We start from the raw sequence: 16,328 nt of genomic DNA on the forward strand, positions 1-16,328 counted from the left end.
GGCGGAATCTGGGCCCGCCGCAGCCCGGGCTCAGTTATGAAACAGGCCTTAGGGGAGCGGTGGGATACGCGTGGTGGAGTGGTGCCCCAAGCGAGTGTTCGGAGGGGTACGACCCGATGGGGCTTCAGCGTCGCCTGGCCCGCTTACGCTTGTGCCCATAATGCCGGATCTGTTCCTCGTTCTGGCGGGCGATTCGAGCCGCGACGCAGAGTGCTGCTACGGCGCAAAACAGCCAGAGCGCTGCAAGCACTAGGACGCCAGTGAGCTCCACCTCAGCCACCTCACGGGCAATCGGCGATGCTGGCACACGTTGGACGGACCGCGTCGCATGTGATCATCGCTACGAAAAGCGTACGCCGAGGCGGGTGTGATGACGAATGAGGCATCGATCGACCGTGGCAGGCTTGAGGGGTGCGAGTCGGCGCGGTCGACGCCGGGCTTGGGTCTGGAGCAGGCGCCTCCCCGTCGAGTTCGACGTCCCGAGCCCGTCGAGATGACGGCCTACCACATCGTCGCGGAGTCTTTGGCGAACACCGCCAGGCATGCCCACGCCTCCCACGCTCACCTTCAGGCGACGGTCCGAAACGGGCGGCAGCTATGGTCGGTGTCGCTGCGAAGGCCGGGCGGCGGCGGGGTGGGGTTCGGGAAGGTCGATCGGGATGTCGGCCTGCAGTAACGTGCCGCTGTTGGTGGGGCTGGTGATGGTCAGGTGTCCGCCGAGTGCTTCGACCCGGTCTCGAAGGGCGGTCAGGCCAGAGCCGCGGTCGGGGTCGGCGCCTCCGACACCGTCGTCGTGGATGGACAGGCACAGGGTGCCGTCCCGCATCGCCGCCTCTACCTGGACGACGGAGGCGTGGGCGTGTTCGGCCGTGTTGGTCAGCGCTTCGGACACGATGTGGTAAGCGGCGACCTCGATGACCGGGGGCATGCGCTGCTCGGTATGGATGTCGAGTTCGACCGGTACCGATGATTTGCGGGCGAGTGACTTGATTGCAGGTTGCAGTCCGCCTGCGGCGAGCAGCGTCGGATGGATGCCCCGTGAGATCTCTCGCATGTTGTCCACGACGCTGTTCAGGCCGTACACGGCGTTCGACAACTCTGCCTTGGTCCGGTCCAGTTCGGGCGACAGACTGGCTTGCACGAGGCCCAGCTGCAGCCCGATGCCGATGAGTTGCTGCAGCGCGCTGTCGTGCAGCTCGCGCTCGATCCGCTGACGGGCCTGGTCCGCGGCGGCGACGAGCCGGGCGCGGGATGCGGCGAGTTCGGCCCGGCTGTCGGCGTTGGCGATTGCGGTGGCGGCGAGGTCCACGAAGTTCGCGATGCGCGCCTCGGTGTTGGGTGGCAGCGGACCGGGCTGATCCGACGCTAGGGCCGCCACGCCCCACAGGTGCCCTTCGACGGCGATCGGGACCCCGACCGCGGAGCGGATGCCCAACTCGCGTGCGAGCGCCGCGGCGGGGCCGATGGCGCCTTCGAAGCTGTCCATCCGCGCGGGCCGACCTGTGTCCCGCACCAGCGCCAGGACGTTCTCGCCCGCCGCTGACCAGTGCAGCTGCTGCGGTGTGAGACCGGAACGGCTGGTCGACAGGACGCTGACCATGCCGTCGGGCTCGTAACGCAGCAGCCACGTGGAGTACTGACCCTGCAGGTTGCCTTCACCGAGAAGCCCGTGCAGCTCCGTGGTGATCACGTCGAAGACCTCGGGCGGAGGGCCGCCTCGCGCCACGAGTGTCGCCACCCGCCTCAAGGCTGCTTGTTCGGTGGCGAGCCGACCCAGCGAGTCCATCATTGCCGCGCGTTCGTACCCGGCCTCCAGCAGCGATGCGAGCGACGGCACGACGCGCTCCCGCAGACGCTGCACCGTTGGCTCGGGCACCCCGCGCGGCACCCGTAGGGTGCCTACCGGGGTGGTGCCGGCATGCAACGGAAACGCCCACTGCCGGTCATCGCCGGAAACGACGGTGTCATCGATCGCGGCGTCCGGCAGTTCGAGCGCGTCTGCGATGCGCTGCGCGACCGCAGGCAGTACCTCGGCAGGGTCGTCCGCGTGCAGCAGCAGCCTGGCCATGTCGGCGGTGAGGTCGGACTCCTCCGCCCGCACGATGCGCAGCCGTAACACGTTCGCCGTGACGCTCGTGGCCACCGCGATGACGAAGAAGACCGCCACCTCCAACAGTTCCCGCACGTCCGAGACGGCGACCTCGCCGAAGGGCGGGATGTGGAAGATGAAGAACGCCAGGGCGCTCGCCGCCGATGTGGCGATGCCCAGCCACATCCCCCACACCATCGAGACGACCAGCACGCCGATGATGTAGATCATGCCCGGGGACAACGGCTGCACGATCGATCGCAGCGGGTAGAGCAGAAGAGTCTCCACCGCGATCATCAAGATGGCGACCGTGATTCCGACCCTGCGGGACGGGGGAGTCAGTCGCACCAGTCGTGACCGCGAACCGACGCGCACCAGGCAACTGTAGTCCGATTTCACCGGTTTCGGCTCGGCGTCTGTCGTGGGCTGCAGCGGCCAAGGGACCGAGACGCGCGGCGGTCAGGTACTTGGCGCCCATCTCAGTTGGCTATGACGGAGGTCGGTGACTCCACCAGGGCGTACCTAGCCCCGCCTGCGCCGGGCGGTTCCCGCACCTCGTCACTCTCGGCAGTCGGGCCCAACGCTGGTGCCGCACGCGCGGGCGTTGTCTGCGGCAGATCCGTGCGCTCCCGTGTCGAGATCTTGGCGGGTCGAGGGCCAGAATGGCGTGTGATCCGTCGAGTGGCAGCAGCCGACGTTCGGCTCTTTGATCGAGCCATGGGTACATTCGGGGCGGTGTCGGGCGGCGGCCAGGCGTTCCTACGCAGTCCATGTGCTTTGGCCTTCGTGGCCTCCGACGGTGAAGAGATCTTCGGATGGTGCTGGGGCCATCACTTGATCCGACCGGATGCCTCCTCGATGCTCTACCTTCATCGACTGGAGGTGGCGCAAGAACACCGTCGGCGGGGAATCGGTAGGGCACTGCTACGTGCGTTCATGTCGGCCGGCGCGCAGGCCGGTGCCAGCAGGATGCTCTTGACGACAGGCGAGGCGAACGTCCCCGCCCGGGCTCTGTACGAGTCGTTGGGCGGTGGTCTGGCCGCACAAGGTCCCACGGTCAGCTACTGGTTCCTATTGCAGCCGGACGCAACGGCATCAGCCTGTCCTGTCTCGGGCTCGGAAGCCGTTCAGACGCCTGGCTATCGAGCCTTACTGCTCAACGGCGTCGCCGGGGTGGGGAAATCGACCGTGGCCGAAGCGGTCGGACGGGAGCTGACCGGAGCCGGCCACGTCACGGCGGTCGTTGACACAGACCTGTTGGCTCAGTTCGGGCCGCCCCCGAGCGTGGGCCCTGCGGGTGGAGGAGTGTATGACGAGCTCAAGTGCGTCAATCTGGCCTCGGTGTGGGCGAACTTCAGGGCCGCCGGCGCGCGGTTCGTCGTCGCCGCAGCCGTCATCGAGAGCGTGGCCCTGCGGGAACGATATACGCAGAGTCTCGCGGGCTGTGACGTCCGTGTGGTCAGGTTGACCGCTGATGCCGACACCGTTCGCAACCGCCTGCGCCAACGAGACACGGGACCAAAACTCGAACAGCATCTGAGGGCGCTGGACCGGCATGGGCCCCCACCGACCGAGACCGCCGTTGAGGACTTCACGGTCAGGAACGACCGCACCCCCGCTGACATCGCCACCGAAATACTCGTCCGGGCGGGGTGGGCGGATCAGGTCAGCTGACGCATCGCCGATCGCGGCACTAACCGGATCCTTTCACATAGCGGGCGGCGACGCTGCGGTTGAGCTTGAGCTGGTTGATCCCGTACTTGATGCCGTGCCGCTGGTTGCACCTCATGCACCTCTCCTTCTCGAAGGCGTACGGATGGTCGCCTGGGCTGAGTGCGGGCGGCGCAGCCCGTCCAGCACGAGGGTGATGACATCGTCGGCCTCGGCTCGCCAACCGGGGCGGTCGTGGGCCGCACCGATGCCGTGCAGCGCCATCATCACGGCACCGGCACCCACGTCGTCGCGAACGGTGCCGTCCCGCACGGCGGCGGCCACCAGGTCGGTGACGGCCTGCTCCAGCGCCCGGCTGCCCTCGGCGAGGACGCCCGAGCGATCGGCCATGAGCGTGGCCAGCGTCCGGGCCAGGCCCTCGTGGGCATCCATGTGGTCGACCATGCCGCGTAGGAAGGTCGCCAAAGCCTCCGCCGCGGGCAGCGTGGCTTGTAGCTGGCGGGCGCGGTCGCACAGCGCGGCGACTTCCCCGTGGTAGACCGCCTCGGCCAGCGCCTCCCTGGTGGGGAAGTGCCGGTACAGCGTGCCCGTGCCCACCCCGGCCAGGCGGGCGAAGTCGTCGAAGCGCAGGTCGAAGAAGTCGCCGGCGTCGAAGACCTCTCGTGCCTTGGCGAGCAGGGCCTCGCGCTTGCGTTGGGCGTCGGCCCGCAGCGGCTTGTCGGCGGTCATGCGCTACCTCGCGTTGACAAATGGAGATGACCTCCATATTTTGGAAAATGGAGATGACCTCCAAATCGATCGTACCCACGAGGTGCAGCGTGAAGATCCTGATGTTCGGCCGCGGCGTGATCGCCACCGTCTACGGCTGGGCCCTGCAACAGTCGGGACATGACGTCGAGTTCTACGTCCGCCCGGGCCGCGCGGCAGCGTACGGGGACACGACAGATCTCGACCTGCTCGATACGCGGCGCCGGGTGTGGGGGCAGCGCGTCGTCAAGAAGTGGCCGGTGCGCTACCGCGAGGCGCTGGAGCCGGACCACGACTTCGACCTGATCGTGCTCAGCGTGCCGCACCACCGCCTCGCGGAGGCCACGGCCTTCCTGGCGCCGCGCGTCGGTCAAGCCACAGTGCTGGTCTTCGGCAACATCTGGACCGAGCCGCTGGCCGCGGTCGGCGCACTCCCTGTCGACCAGATCGCCTGGGGCTTTCCCCAGGCCGGTGGCGGTTTCGGCGCGGACGGCGTGCTCCGTGGGGCGCTGCTGCCGTCGGTCATCTTCGGCACCCTCGGCCAGCCCCCGACCGACCGTGAGCGGGCCGTGCGCAGGGTGTTTCGCGAGGCTGGGTTCCGGCTCAAGGAGCAGCCTGACTTCCGCGGCTGGCTGTGGGTCCATTTCGTGTCGGACGCGGGCCTGTTCTCGCAGGGCCTGCGGCTGGGTTCCCTGTCCAAGCTGGCCGGGGCAACGGGCGACCTGCGCGAGGGGCTGCTGGCTGGCCGCGAGCTGCTGCCGCTCCTCGAGGCGCGCGGCCTTGACCTGCGACGTCACCGGGGCGGTGTGCTGCTGTTCCGGGCGCCCACCTGGCTGACGGCCCCCGCGCTCGCCTGGCTGACTGCTCATGTCGCGCCCGTGCGCGTGAATTTTGCGGCGCACTCCGACCCCGACGCCGAGGAGCCGCGTGAGGTCTGCCGGGACACCCTGGCCGAAGCACGACGGTTGGGCATCTCGGTACCGCGACTGGAAGCGGCGGAACCGAACTTCGCCCGTGAGGGAACGGGTCGAGTCTGAACCCACCGACGTCGTCGGTCCCGGTGGTCCATTGCGGCTCCTCGGTCCGCCGCATCCCAGACTGGAACGGCGCTCATCCGGTTTCCGCCCATACGAGCGGTCTGGTCCTGCCTGCCTGGCCCGCGGGCTGGGCGGATCAGACGGTGCGCGGCGCCTTCGCGAGGTTCGCCTCCAGTTCCGCCTTGTCCTGGCGGATGACGTAGGCCGGCCGGTCGCGCTCGACCCGCCACGACTCGCTGAGCGGACTGACGTCGACGGCGTCGAACCCGATCTTGTCGTAGAGGTCGACGACGAACGCGACGGCCTCCGGATAGTCCGACGACACGGTCAGCGCGCGCCGGCCGGGCGTGCCCGCCGGCGAGCCGTCGGTGTTGATGCCGGCTGCGGCGATGTGGTTGAACGCCTTGACCACCTTCGCCCCGGTCAGGTGGGCCTGCAGGAGTCCGGAGGTGGTGGCCTCACCGCGGTCGAGTTCGGGGAACCGGCCGTCGCGCTCCCAGTAGTAGTTGTTGGTGTCGAGCACGATCTTGCCGGCGAGCGGCTCGATCGGAACCTCGCGGTAGCGGCCGAACGGGATCGTGACGACGACCACGTCGCCCGCCGCACCCGCCTCGGCCGCGCTCGCCGCCCGCGCGGCCGGCCCCAGGTCCTCGACAAGGGCGGACAGGGTCTCGGGTCCGCGGGAGTTCGCGATCACGACGTCATGGCCGAGCGCGATCACGGCCCGGGCGACCGCGCTGCCGATGTGTCCTGCCCCGATGATGCCGAATGTAGTCACGCTGCGCAGAACCCGCCCCACGCAAGGGCTATTCCCTTGCCCGGCACGGTGCCCGATGTGACATACCAGGGCATCGAGGTGGTACTCGGATACACGTGCAGACCCGCGAGGGCTTCCCGCTGAGGCGGCGACCGAAGTATCGAAGCCGGACTGGCAGGCCCGCAGGGGTGGATCAGCACGCAGAACGCGTCCGGCCCGACCCGGGTCGCGGGCACTCTGGTCAGAACCTGGCGGAATGTGACCTCCTCGCCGCGCGGCCGCGTTACCAGGAACCGGTCCTGCTCGCCGAGGCCCAGCGGGAGGCGGGGCGGTCCAGGCCGAGGTGCTCGCGCAGCGTCCGGCCGGTGTACTCGGTGCGGAACAACCCGCGGCGGCGCAGTTCGGGCACGACGAGCTGGGTGAAGTCGACCAGCGTCTCGGGCTGCCACGGGAACGAGACGTTGAAGCCGTCGGCGGCGCCCTGCGTGAAGTGTTCCTCGATGTGGTCGGCGACGTCAGCCGGCGTGCCGATGATCGCGCCGTCGCCGTCGGAGACGATGCGCACCAGGTCGCCGATCGTCAGGCCGTCCCGCGCGGCCTGCGCGTAGATCTCCGCCTGCGCGCCCGCACTGCGGTTGCTGCCGGCCGGCGGCAGCGGCAGCGGCGCGTCGAGCGGCAGCCCGGACAGCTCGACGCCCGCCCAGTACTGCACGTCGGCCAGCGCCACCCGCGGGTCGAGCAGGTCGCGGACCGCCGCGAACCGGTCCTCGGCCTCGGCCCTGGTCGGGGCCACGACGGTGGCCAGCTCGGGCAGCACGAGAATCCGGTCCGGGTCCCGGCCGAGCCGCGCCGCCTGCTGTTTGACGCTCGCGTAGTAGGCCTGCGCGTCGGGCAGTGGCAGGGCGCGGGTGAACACGACGTCGGCGATCCGCGCGGCCAGGGCCCGGCCGGCGCCGGACGAGCCGGCCTGGGCGATCACCGGCCGGCCCTGCGGCGGGCGGCGGATGTTCAGCGGCCCGGCGACGTCGAAGTACGCCCCGTGGTGGTGCAGCCAGTGCAGCTTGTCCGGGTCGAAGAACCGGCCCGTCGTCCGGTCGGCCAGCACGGCGTCGTCGTCGAAGGAGTCCCACAGGCCGGCCACGACGTCGAAGAACTCCTCGGCGCGGCGGTACCGCTGGTCGTGCGGCAGGTGCGCGTCGAGCCCGAAGTTGCGGGCCTCGGCGTCGTTGAGTGAGGTGACGACGTTCCAGCCGGCGCGGCCTTTCGACAGGTGGTCCAGCGACGCGAACACCCGGGCGACGGTGTACGGCTGGTTGTACGAGGTGGACGCGGTCGCCACCAACCCGATCCGGCTGGTGAGCGTCGTCAGTGCGGCCAGGACCGTCGTCGGTTCGAGGGTGTCGTTGACCCAGGCGACCCGTTCGGTCACCTCCGGCGGGTCGTCGGGCACGCCGAGCAGGTCGGGCAGGAACACCGAGTCGAACGTCGCCGCCTCCAGCCGGCGGACCTGCTCGGCGAGGAACGCGAAGTTCACGCCGGCGTCCGGCGGGTTGCCGGGCACCCGCCAGCCGGCGTGGTACTCGCCGGCGCCCTTGAGGAAGCCGTTCAGGTGCAGCTGGCGGATGCTCATCGTGGTCCCTTCGGCAGCGGCAGGCCGAGACGTTCCCGGAGGGTCGCGCCCTCGGCCGGCCGGAACAGTCCCCGCTCGGCCAGGATCGGCAGCACCTCGGCGGTGAACCGGTCGGCCTGCTCGGGCAGGTACGGGAACGACACGTTGAACCCGTCGACCGCGCCGGTGCGCCACACTGCGGCGATCCGATCGGCGACCGTCGCCGCCGAGCCGGCGGTGTCGGCGCGGGCCGAGAACCGCAGGGCCAGCTGCCGCAGCGTCAGCCGCTCGGCGCGGGCCACGGCGAGGAGCCCGGCGCGGCGACTCTGCGACCGGTTGGTGTCGCCGCCGAAGTCGGGCAGCGGCTCGTCGAGGTCGAGGTCGCTGAAGTCCTCGTCGCCGAAGTTGTCCTGGACCAGGCGGCGCAGCACGTCGTCGTGGATGAGCGAGCCGAGCTCGGCGAGGATCTCGCCGGCCTCGGCGTCGGTGTCGGCGACGATCGGGGTCAGGATCGGCCACACCCGCACGTCGCCGGGGTCGCGGCCGGCCCCGGTCACCGCGGCGTCCAGGTCCCGGCGGTACCGCACGGCCTCGTCGGTGTTCAGCGGCGCGGTGAAGACGACCTCCCCGACGCGGGCCGCGAACGCGCGGCCGGTCTGCGACGCCCCGGCCTGGAACAGCACCGGGTGGCCCTGCGGCGGGCGGGCCAGGTTCAGTGGCCCGGCGACGTCGAAATGCTTGCCGTGGTGGTCGATCGCCCGCCGGCCGTCCCGCCGGAAGTACAGGCCGGCCTCCTTGTCACGGATGAGCGCGTCGTCGGCGTAGGAGTCCCAAAGGCCCTTGACGACGTCGACGAACTCGGCCGCCCGCTCGTAGCGTTCCGCGTGGCCGAAATGCTCGGCCCGGCCGAAGTTCGCCGCCTCGAGCGGCACCACGCTCGTCACGACGTTCCAGCCGGCCCGCCCGCCGGAGATGTGGTCGAGGGAGGCGAACTTGCGGGCCAGGTTGTACGGCTCGTTGTAGCTGGTGGTGGCCGTGGCGACCAGGCCGATCCGGGAGGTCTGCTGGGACAGCGCGGCGAGCAGGGTGATCGGTTCGAGGTAGTCGGCACGGGTGGTGCGGTGCAGCGAGTCGAGCTGGTGGCCCCAGATCGCCACGACGTCGGCGACGAACAGCGCGGCGAACCCGGCGTCCTCCAGGGTGCGGGCGAGGCGGACGTGAGCGTCGAGGTCGAGCTCGCCGTCGGGGGTGGCGCGCGGGTGGCGCCAGCCGGCGATGTGCCCGCCCGAGCCGTGGACGAGCGCCCCGAACTGCAGATGGTCAGGGCGTGGCATGGACGGCTCCGCTCAGCTGCGGGACGACGTCGGACGCCAGCCGCTGCAGGGTCCGTACCGCGGCGTCGATGCTCGTGCTCTCCGCCTGCACGGCGAAGACGAAGTCCGCGGCGACGGGCAGCAGCGGGTCGGTGAGCACCGAGGCAGCCACCTGCTCGCCGCTGCCGTAGTGGACGTTCAGCGCGGCGAGCACCTCGTGCGGTCCGGGCGCGTCGCCGAGGTACTGCTGCGAGAGCGGGCCCTCGGCGAACCGGCGCACGTCTGGCCACAGCAGCGCAGCCTGGCTGTCCCGGTCGCCGCCGGGGACCAGCGCGGGGAAGCCGCCGCGGAACGCCGCCACCCGGCTGCCGCCGGCGGCGAGGTACGCGTCGGCGAGGGCGCGCTGCACCGGGCCCGGCCCGATGCCGACCAGCAGGCCGCGGCCGGTCGCGGCGAGCTCGGCGGCGCGCTGTGGGGTGGACGGCGACTCCCAGATCCGCTCCAGCAGCTGCGGCCGCACCGGGTTGACCCGCAGCCCGTCGGCCAGCTCACCACCGCCGAGCAGGTGCAGCAGGAGGTCGCGGTGCTCGGCGTAGAGCTCGTGCCGGCGGGCGGGGTCCTTGCCGAACGCGGCGAACTCGGGCACGGACGGCCCGCCGGCGCCCAGGCCCAGTTCGAGCCGCCCGCCGGACAGCACGTCGAGCACCGCGGCGTCCTCGGCGACCCGGACCGGGTGCTCCAGCGGCAGCACGACGACGCTGGTGCCGAGGCGGATCGTGCTGGTCGCCTCGGCCGCCGCGGCGAGCAGCACCAGCGGCGACGGCAGCCGGCCGGCGTCGTTGCCGAGGTGGTGCTGGGCCAGCCAGCCGGAGGTGAACCCGAGCTCCTCCGCGGCGACGTACAGGTCCACCAGGCCGGGCAGCAGCTCCCGCGCCGGTGCGGTCCCGTGGACGTGGGTCTGGAATCCGAAGGTCACGACGCCGGCCTCCAGCCGAACTCGGGCGCCACCTCGGTGGCGATGATCTCCAGCCGGCGGATGTCCTCCGCGGCGCTGGACGCCTCGTGCTGTACCACTGGGAAGAAGTAGTCCACGTGGCCGAACAGGGCCGGGTCGCGGCGCAGGCTGCCGACGACGTCGGCGGTGCTGCCGTAGTGGACGTTGATGCGCTCGGCGAGCTGTTCGTCGTCGTACCCGGACAGGTCGGTGAACCGCTGGACCTGCTGGCGGAACAGGGCCAGGCCGCGGCCGAGGTCGGCCAGGGCGTCCGCCCGCGAGCGGCCCGGGAAGACCGCCCGGGCGGCGCCGACGCGCGGCCGGCCGGGCCCGGTCCAGGCGGCCCGGTAGGCGTCGATGAGCGGCAGCTGGTCGTCCTCCGGCCGGTGGATGAACGTGCCGATGAACAGCCCGTCGCCGGTCCGGGCGATCCGGCGGGCCTTCTCGGCGCGGGACGTGGACTGCCAGATGCGCCCGCGCAGCTGTGGCGCCGGGGGGTGCAGCACGAGCTCGGTGCCCCGCACCGGCTTGCCCTCCAGCGCGCCGTGCACGACCTCCAGCGCCTGCACGTAGCGGTCGTCCAGCGTGTCCGAGGTGAAGCCGAACGCCGGGTACGCGGCCGCGTTCGCGCCACCGGTGCCGAGGCCGAGCTGTACCCGCCCGCCGGACAGCTCGTCGAGCACGGCGGCGTCCTCGGCGAAGCGCAGCGGGTCCTCCAGCGGGATGGTGCTGATCGCGGTGCCCAGCTCGATCCGGCCGGTCCGGCGGGCCGCGGCGGCGAGCAGCACGAGCGGCGACGGCAGCCGGGCGCCGTCGTGGCTGAAGTGGTGCTGGGCGAGGAAGACCCCGTCGTAGCCGAACGCCTCGGCCGCGGCGACGGTGTCGAGCAGTTCGGCGTACACCTGCTCGGCCGGCTTGCCGTAGCCGTGGACGTGCGTCAGGAAACCCAGTTTGAACGGCTTGTCGGGATCAGGCATCGGTGCTCCTCACAGGCAGGCGCGGGACGGCGGCGACGAGGCCGCGCGTGTAGGCGTGCCGGGGGTCGTCCAGCACGGCGCCGGTCGGGCCGGACTCGACGACCCGCCCGGCGTGCATCACCACCACCCGCTCGGCGAAGCGCTGCACCAGGCCCAGGTCGTGCGACACCAGGACCACGGCGAGGCCGAGCGTGGCGTTCAGGTCGCGCAGCAGCGCGATGATCTCGGCCCGGACGGTGACGTCGAGGGCACTCGTCGGCTCGTCGCCGACGAGCAGCCGCGGGCGGTGCACGATAGCGCGGGCGAGCGCGACGCGCTGGCGCTGGCCGCCCGACAGCTCGTGCGGGTAGGACGCCGCGCGGTCCGGGCCGAGGCCGACCCGCGTCAGCACGTCGGCGACGAGCCGGCGGTGGTCGCCGGGCACCTTCAGCGCGCGCAGCGGCTCGGCGATGACGTCGTGGACGCGGAAGCGCGGGTCGAGCGAGGCGTACGGGTCCTGCAGCACGATGCCGGTGCCCGCGCGCAGCCAGCGCAGGTTGCGGGCCGGGCCCGCGACGACCGGCCGGCCGTCGAACGTGACCTGCCCGCGGGTAGGCCGGTCCAGGGCGAGCAGCAGCCGGGCCAGGGTCGACTTGCCCGACCCCGACTCGCCGATCACGGCGACGATCTCGCCCGCGTCGACGTCGAGGTCGACGTCCACCAGCGCGTGGTGCACCGGGTGCGGGCCGCCGAGGCGCTGCCGGGGCAGCCGGTAGTCGCGCGCCAGCCCGCGGGCGCTGAGCAGCGGCGCGCTCACGGCCGGCTCGCCACGGGTGCGTCGGCTGCGAGCGGTTGGCTCGCCACGGGAGTGCCGGCCGGGAGCGGCCGGCTCGCCACCGGCGCGCCGACGAAGCTGGTCGCGTAGGCGGCGGCCGCCAGCGCGGCGGTGACCGGATGGGCCGGGGACGCCAGCAGGTCGGCGACTGCCGCCTGCTCGATCACCCGGCCGTCGGCGAGCACGGCGGCGCGGGCGACGATCCGGGCCAGCACCGCCAGGTCGTGGGTGATGAACAGCAGCGACGCGCCGGACCGGGTGACCTCGTGGTCGAACAGGTCCAGGATGCCGGCCTGGATCGTCACGTCCAGCGCGGTCGTCGGCTCGTCGGCGATGATGAGCCGCGGCCCGGTCGCGATCGCGGCTGCGATCGCGACGCGCTGCCGCTGGCCGCCGGACAGCTCGTGCGGGTAGCGGTACACGATCCGCTCCGGGTCGGGCAGGTGCACCCGCGCGGCCAGCTTGACGGCCCGCTCCAGCGCCTGCCGTTTGGTGAAGCCGTAGTGGATGCGCAGCGACTCGCCGATCTGGGCGCCGACCCGGCGCACCGGGTTGAGCGCGGTGGCGGGCTCCTGGAACACGATGCCGGCCTGCCGGCCGCGCACGGCCGCCAGCTCCCGGTCGCTGCGGCCGACCAGCTCCCGGCCGTCCAGCCGGATGCTGCCGGAGACCGTACTGCCGGGCGGCAGCAGCCCCAGCATGGCGAGGGCGGTCAGCGACTTGCCCGACCCGGACTCGCCGATCAGGCCCAGCCGGTCGCCGTCGCCGAGCGACAGGCTCACCCCGTCCACGACCGTCCTGCCGCGGATGGCGATCCGCAGGTCCTCGATCTCGAGACTCATCGAGCGGCCTCCTGAGCGACGGACCGGCGGCGCAGCCGCGGGTCCAGCGCCTCCCGCAGCGCGTCCCCGAGCAGGGTGACGGCGAGGACGGTCAGCGCGATGGCGAGCCCGGGCCACAGCACCGACGCCGGTTGGACGCCGATGTACTGCTGCGAGTCGGCGAGGCTGCGGCCCCACGAGGCCGCGCCGGGCGGGGCGCCGTAGCCGAGGTACGACAGGCTCGCCTCGGCGAGGACCGCCACCGCGGCCACGTACGACAGCTGCACGATCATGACCGGACCCACGTTGGGCACGACGTGCCGGGCCAGGATTCCGGCCGGCCCGACGCCGCTGGCCCGGGCGGCGAGCACGTAGTCCGACGCGATGACGCGGCGGACCTCGGGCCGCACGACCCGGGCGATGTTCACCCCGATGCCGGTCCCGACGGCGGTGACGACGACCCAGAGGGAGCCACCGAACGCCGCCGCCAGCAGCATCGCGATCAGCAGCAACGGGAATGCGATGAGGATGTCGACGAGCACGATCAGCGGTTCGGCGATCCGGCGCGGGCTCAGCGCGGTGGCCGCCGCGAGCGCGATGCCGAGCAGCGCCGCGACGAGCGTGGCCCAGCCGGCGACGAACACCGTGGTACGACTGCCGGCCAGCAACCAGCTGAGGATGTCCCGGCCGATCTGGTCGGTGCCCAGCCAGTGCGACCAGCCGGGTCCGCGCCACCGCTCGGCGACGTCCTGGCGCAGCAGCGGGTACGGCGTCCAGAACAGCGAGACGAGCGCCGCGACGAGGACCCCGCCGACGACCGCCGTGCCGAAGACGCCGGCCGGGCGGCGCAGCAGCTCACCGATCCAGCCCCTCATGACGCCTCCACCTTCTGCCGGGGGTCGGCGAGCCGGTGCGCGACGTCGACCAGGGTGCCGATCACCAGCACGACCGTGGTCAGGAACAGCACCTCGCCCTGGACCTTGGTGAGGTCGCGGCTGCCGACGTCGCCGACCAGCATCCGCCCGATGCCGGGGAGGTTGAACAGCGACTCGACGACGACCGCGCCGGTGACGAGGGCGGCGATCTGCAGCGCCGAGACCGACAGCAGCGACAGTCCGACGTTCGGCAGGCCGTGGCGCAGCAGCGCCCCGGTGCGGGTCAGGCCGCGAGCCGCGGCGGCCCGCACGTAGTCCTGCGCCAGCGCCTCGAGCACCGCGGAGCGGACGAAGCGCAGTAGCACGACCCCCTCGATGATGCCGATGGTCAGCGCCGGCAGCAGCAGCGCCTCGAACGCCGCGAGGGGTTCGGCCCAGCCGGCGTCGGGGAAGCCGTTGCTCGGCAGGACGCCGAGCAGCCCGACGCCCCGGCCGAACACCACGATCAGCAGCAGGCCGGTCCACAGCACCGGCACGGCGGCCATGGCCTGCGATACGAAGCTGATCACCACCCCGGTCCGCCGGTCGTGCCGCAGGCCGGAGTAGATGCCCAGCGGTAGCGCGACCAGTGCGGTCACCACGAAGGCCAGGACGGTGAGGGGAACCGTCACGCCGAACCGTTCGGCCAGGGCGGAGCTGACGGTCTGGTTGGTCAGCAGCGACCGGCCGAGGTCGAGCCGGAGCAGCCCGCCCAGCCAGTCGAAGTACTGGCCGGGCAGGCTGCGGTCGAGACCGAGGTTGGCCCGGACCCTGGCGACCTGCTCGGGCGTCGCCTTCGTCCCGCCGATGAGCTGCGCGACGTCGCCCGGCAACACCCGCAGGACGAGGAAGATCACCATGCTGGCGCCGAGCACTCCGAGGACGAGCAGCGCCAATCTCCGTACCAGGAACCGGACCATGCTCCCACACTTCCTACTTGCTGATCTTCGCGTCGGTCAGGTCGAGCCGCGAGCTGGTCGAGTCCGTCGGCACGCCGGTGACACCCTTGCGCACGGCGATGGTCGGCGTCGGGTTGTACAGCCAGTCGGCCGCCGCGTCCTGGGCGACGATCCGGGCCGCCTGCTGCAGCAGCGAGGCGTACTCGGCCTCCGAGGCCGCCGTCGTGGCCTGCTGGTAGAGCTGCTGCACCTGCTGGTTGTCGTAGCCGAAGTAGTACTTCGGGTTCGCCCAGTTGTAGAAGTCGCGGGCCTCGGCGTGGTCGACGATGCTGAGCTGGTAGTCGTGGTTGGTGTACACGTCCTTGAGCCAGGTCGCGAACTCCTCCGCCTTGACCGTGAGCTTGATGCCGACCTGGGCGAGCTGGCTGGTGAGCAGGTCGGTGACCGTCGAGCCGTAGAACGAGGCGATGCGCAGCGTCAGCTCCAGGCCGTTGCCGTGGCCGGCCTCGGCGAGCAACTGCCTGGCCTTGGCCGGGTCGTACGGGTACAGGCCGGACAGATCCTGGTAGCCGGGGTCGGACTCGACGATCGGGCCGGACAGCGTCTTGCCGCCGCCGACGGCCTTGACGATCGCCGCGTGGTCGATCGCGTAGCGGATCGCCTGGCGCACCCGCAGGTCGGTGAAGGGCGCGACGCGGTTGTTGAAGGCGAGCGTGAACTTGTCCGACGCGAACCCGGTGACCAGGTCGTAGCCGGTGTTGTTCTGCACCTGGGAGCGCAGGTTGGGGTCGATGCTGGCCACGTCGACGGTGCCGGCCTGCACCGCGTTGACGATCGCGTTGGTGTCGCTGAACAGCTTGAATACGACGGTGCCGACCTGGGCCGGGTCACCCCGGTACTTCGGGTTGCGGGTGAGGGTCAGCGTGGCGCCCGGCTTGAAGCTCGACACCTGGAAGGGGCCCGAGCCGATCGCCGTGGACTTGCGGTCGTTGGTCGCCTTCTGGTCGAAGACCAGGCCGACCCGACCGGCGAGGTTGTACAGCAGCGTCGGGTCCGGCTGCTTGAGCTTGACCACCACGGTGTGCTCGTCGGACGCGGTGACCGAGCCGACGCTCGCCAGTGCCTGGTAGTCGTGGTACTGCTTCGCCGTCACCTCGGTGATCGACCACACCACGTCGGCGGCCGTCAGCGGGTCGCCGTTGCTGAACGCCGCGTCCGGGGCGAGCGCGAAGGTGTAGGTCAGCGCGTCCTGGGACACGGTCCAGCTCTTGGCGACGCTGGGCAGGATCTTGCCTCTGGGGTCGCGGGAGACCAGCGGCTGGTAGACATTGTCGATCAGGGTCTGGTCGAGCGCGGCACCGGCGGTGCTGCGGATGTCGAGGTTCTCGGGGAACAACTGCAGCGCCACCGTGAGCGTGGTCTCCGGGGCCGCGTTCGAGGGACTGCTCGCCGGCTCATTCGCCGCCCAGGCGGCGATGCCACCGGCGGCGGCCAGCACGACGACGGCGGTCGCGGCGCTGATGAGGATCCGGCGCTTGCGGCGGGCGGCTGCGTTGGCGGCGCTCTGGTCGGTCAGCGTCGGGTCGGTGCTGACGCTGCTGGTATCGGTCTGTTCGGTCTGCTCGGTTGAAAGGTCGTCGCTCATGACGGATTTCCCTTCTCGGGAGGGGTCTGGAGGGGATCGGA

14 protein-coding genes are annotated in these 16,328 nt (G+C 71.5%); 2 read left to right on the top strand and 12 right to left on the bottom strand.

What is annotated here, in order from left to right:
- Positions 1 to 595: 595 nt before the first annotated feature.
- Positions 596 to 2,389, bottom strand: coding sequence for a DUF4118 domain-containing protein (locus tag ABZS66_RS42495; protein ID WP_354768122.1), 1,794 nt, complete (start codon positions 2,387 to 2,389; stop codon positions 596 to 598).
- 417 nt (positions 2,390 to 2,806) lie between these two features.
- Here ABZS66_RS42495 and ABZS66_RS42500 point away from each other — a divergent pair, with 417 nt between their 5' ends.
- Entirely contained in the window at positions 2,807 to 3,763 is a 957-nt protein-coding gene (locus tag ABZS66_RS42500; protein WP_354768124.1) for a GNAT family N-acetyltransferase, read from the top strand.
- 111 nt (positions 3,764 to 3,874) lie between these two features.
- Here ABZS66_RS42500 and ABZS66_RS42505 read toward each other — a convergent pair whose 3' ends face one another.
- Positions 3,875 to 4,489, bottom strand: a complete 615-nt coding sequence (locus ABZS66_RS42505; protein ID WP_354768126.1) for a TetR/AcrR family transcriptional regulator — start codon at positions 4,487 to 4,489, stop codon at positions 3,875 to 3,877.
- Between the two features lie 89 nt (positions 4,490 to 4,578).
- On the opposite strand from ABZS66_RS42505, the gene ABZS66_RS42510 reads away from it, so the two are divergent.
- Complete coding sequence (locus tag ABZS66_RS42510) at positions 4,579 to 5,544, top strand: 2-dehydropantoate 2-reductase N-terminal domain-containing protein (protein WP_354768128.1); 966 nt, start codon at positions 4,579 to 4,581, stop codon at positions 5,542 to 5,544.
- Between the two features lie 136 nt (positions 5,545 to 5,680).
- Here ABZS66_RS42510 and ABZS66_RS42515 read toward each other — a convergent pair whose 3' ends face one another.
- From ABZS66_RS42515 to ABZS66_RS42560, 10 genes are all read right to left on the bottom strand, one after another.
- Positions 5,681 to 6,322: an NAD(P)-binding domain-containing protein gene (locus ABZS66_RS42515; protein WP_354768130.1), complete on the bottom strand. Its 642-nt coding sequence runs from the start codon at positions 6,320 to 6,322 to the stop codon at positions 5,681 to 5,683.
- Between the two features lie 262 nt (positions 6,323 to 6,584).
- Positions 6,585 to 7,931 carry an LLM class flavin-dependent oxidoreductase gene (locus tag ABZS66_RS42520; RefSeq protein ID WP_354768132.1) on the bottom strand — a complete coding sequence of 449 codons (1,347 nt, stop codon included), beginning with the start codon at positions 7,929 to 7,931 and terminating at the stop codon, positions 6,585 to 6,587.
- A complete protein-coding gene (locus tag ABZS66_RS42525) occupies positions 7,928 to 9,244 on the bottom strand; it encodes an LLM class flavin-dependent oxidoreductase (RefSeq protein ID WP_354768134.1) in 1,317 nt (438 codons plus the stop codon). Before ABZS66_RS42525 ends, ABZS66_RS42520 begins: the two co-directional genes overlap by 4 nt.
- Positions 9,231 to 10,199 (bottom strand): LLM class flavin-dependent oxidoreductase, encoded by a 969-nt coding sequence (locus ABZS66_RS42530; RefSeq protein ID WP_354768135.1) that lies wholly within the window; start codon positions 10,197 to 10,199, stop codon positions 9,231 to 9,233. Before ABZS66_RS42530 ends, ABZS66_RS42525 begins: the two co-directional genes overlap by 14 nt.
- Entirely contained in the window at positions 10,196 to 11,194 is a 999-nt protein-coding gene (locus ABZS66_RS42535) for an LLM class flavin-dependent oxidoreductase (RefSeq protein WP_354768137.1), read from the bottom strand. Before ABZS66_RS42535 ends, ABZS66_RS42530 begins: the two co-directional genes overlap by 4 nt.
- Positions 11,187 to 11,990, bottom strand: coding sequence for an ATP-binding cassette domain-containing protein (locus ABZS66_RS42540; RefSeq protein ID WP_354768139.1), 804 nt, complete (start codon positions 11,988 to 11,990; stop codon positions 11,187 to 11,189). Before ABZS66_RS42540 ends, ABZS66_RS42535 begins: the two co-directional genes overlap by 8 nt.
- A complete protein-coding gene (locus tag ABZS66_RS42545; RefSeq protein WP_354768141.1) occupies positions 11,987 to 12,850 on the bottom strand; it encodes an ABC transporter ATP-binding protein in 864 nt (287 codons plus the stop codon). Before ABZS66_RS42545 ends, ABZS66_RS42540 begins: the two co-directional genes overlap by 4 nt.
- On the bottom strand, positions 12,847 to 13,704 hold the full coding sequence (locus tag ABZS66_RS42550; protein ID WP_354768143.1) for an ABC transporter permease: 858 nt from the start codon (positions 13,702 to 13,704) through the stop codon (positions 12,847 to 12,849). The genes ABZS66_RS42545 and ABZS66_RS42550 overlap by 4 nt, the downstream gene beginning before the upstream one ends.
- Positions 13,701 to 14,663 carry an ABC transporter permease gene (locus ABZS66_RS42555; protein WP_354768145.1) on the bottom strand — a complete coding sequence of 321 codons (963 nt, stop codon included), beginning with the start codon at positions 14,661 to 14,663 and terminating at the stop codon, positions 13,701 to 13,703. The genes ABZS66_RS42550 and ABZS66_RS42555 overlap by 4 nt, the downstream gene beginning before the upstream one ends.
- A 13-nt stretch (positions 14,664 to 14,676) precedes the next feature.
- Positions 14,677 to 16,287: an ABC transporter substrate-binding protein gene (locus ABZS66_RS42560; protein ID WP_354768147.1), complete on the bottom strand. Its 1,611-nt coding sequence runs from the start codon at positions 16,285 to 16,287 to the stop codon at positions 14,677 to 14,679.
- Between the last annotated feature and the right edge of the window lie 41 nt (positions 16,288 to 16,328).

Origin of the sequence: Dactylosporangium sp. NPDC005572 (assembly GCF_040605515.1) — a bacterium.
Classification (GTDB): domain Bacteria; phylum Actinomycetota; class Actinomycetes; order Mycobacteriales; family Micromonosporaceae; genus Dactylosporangium.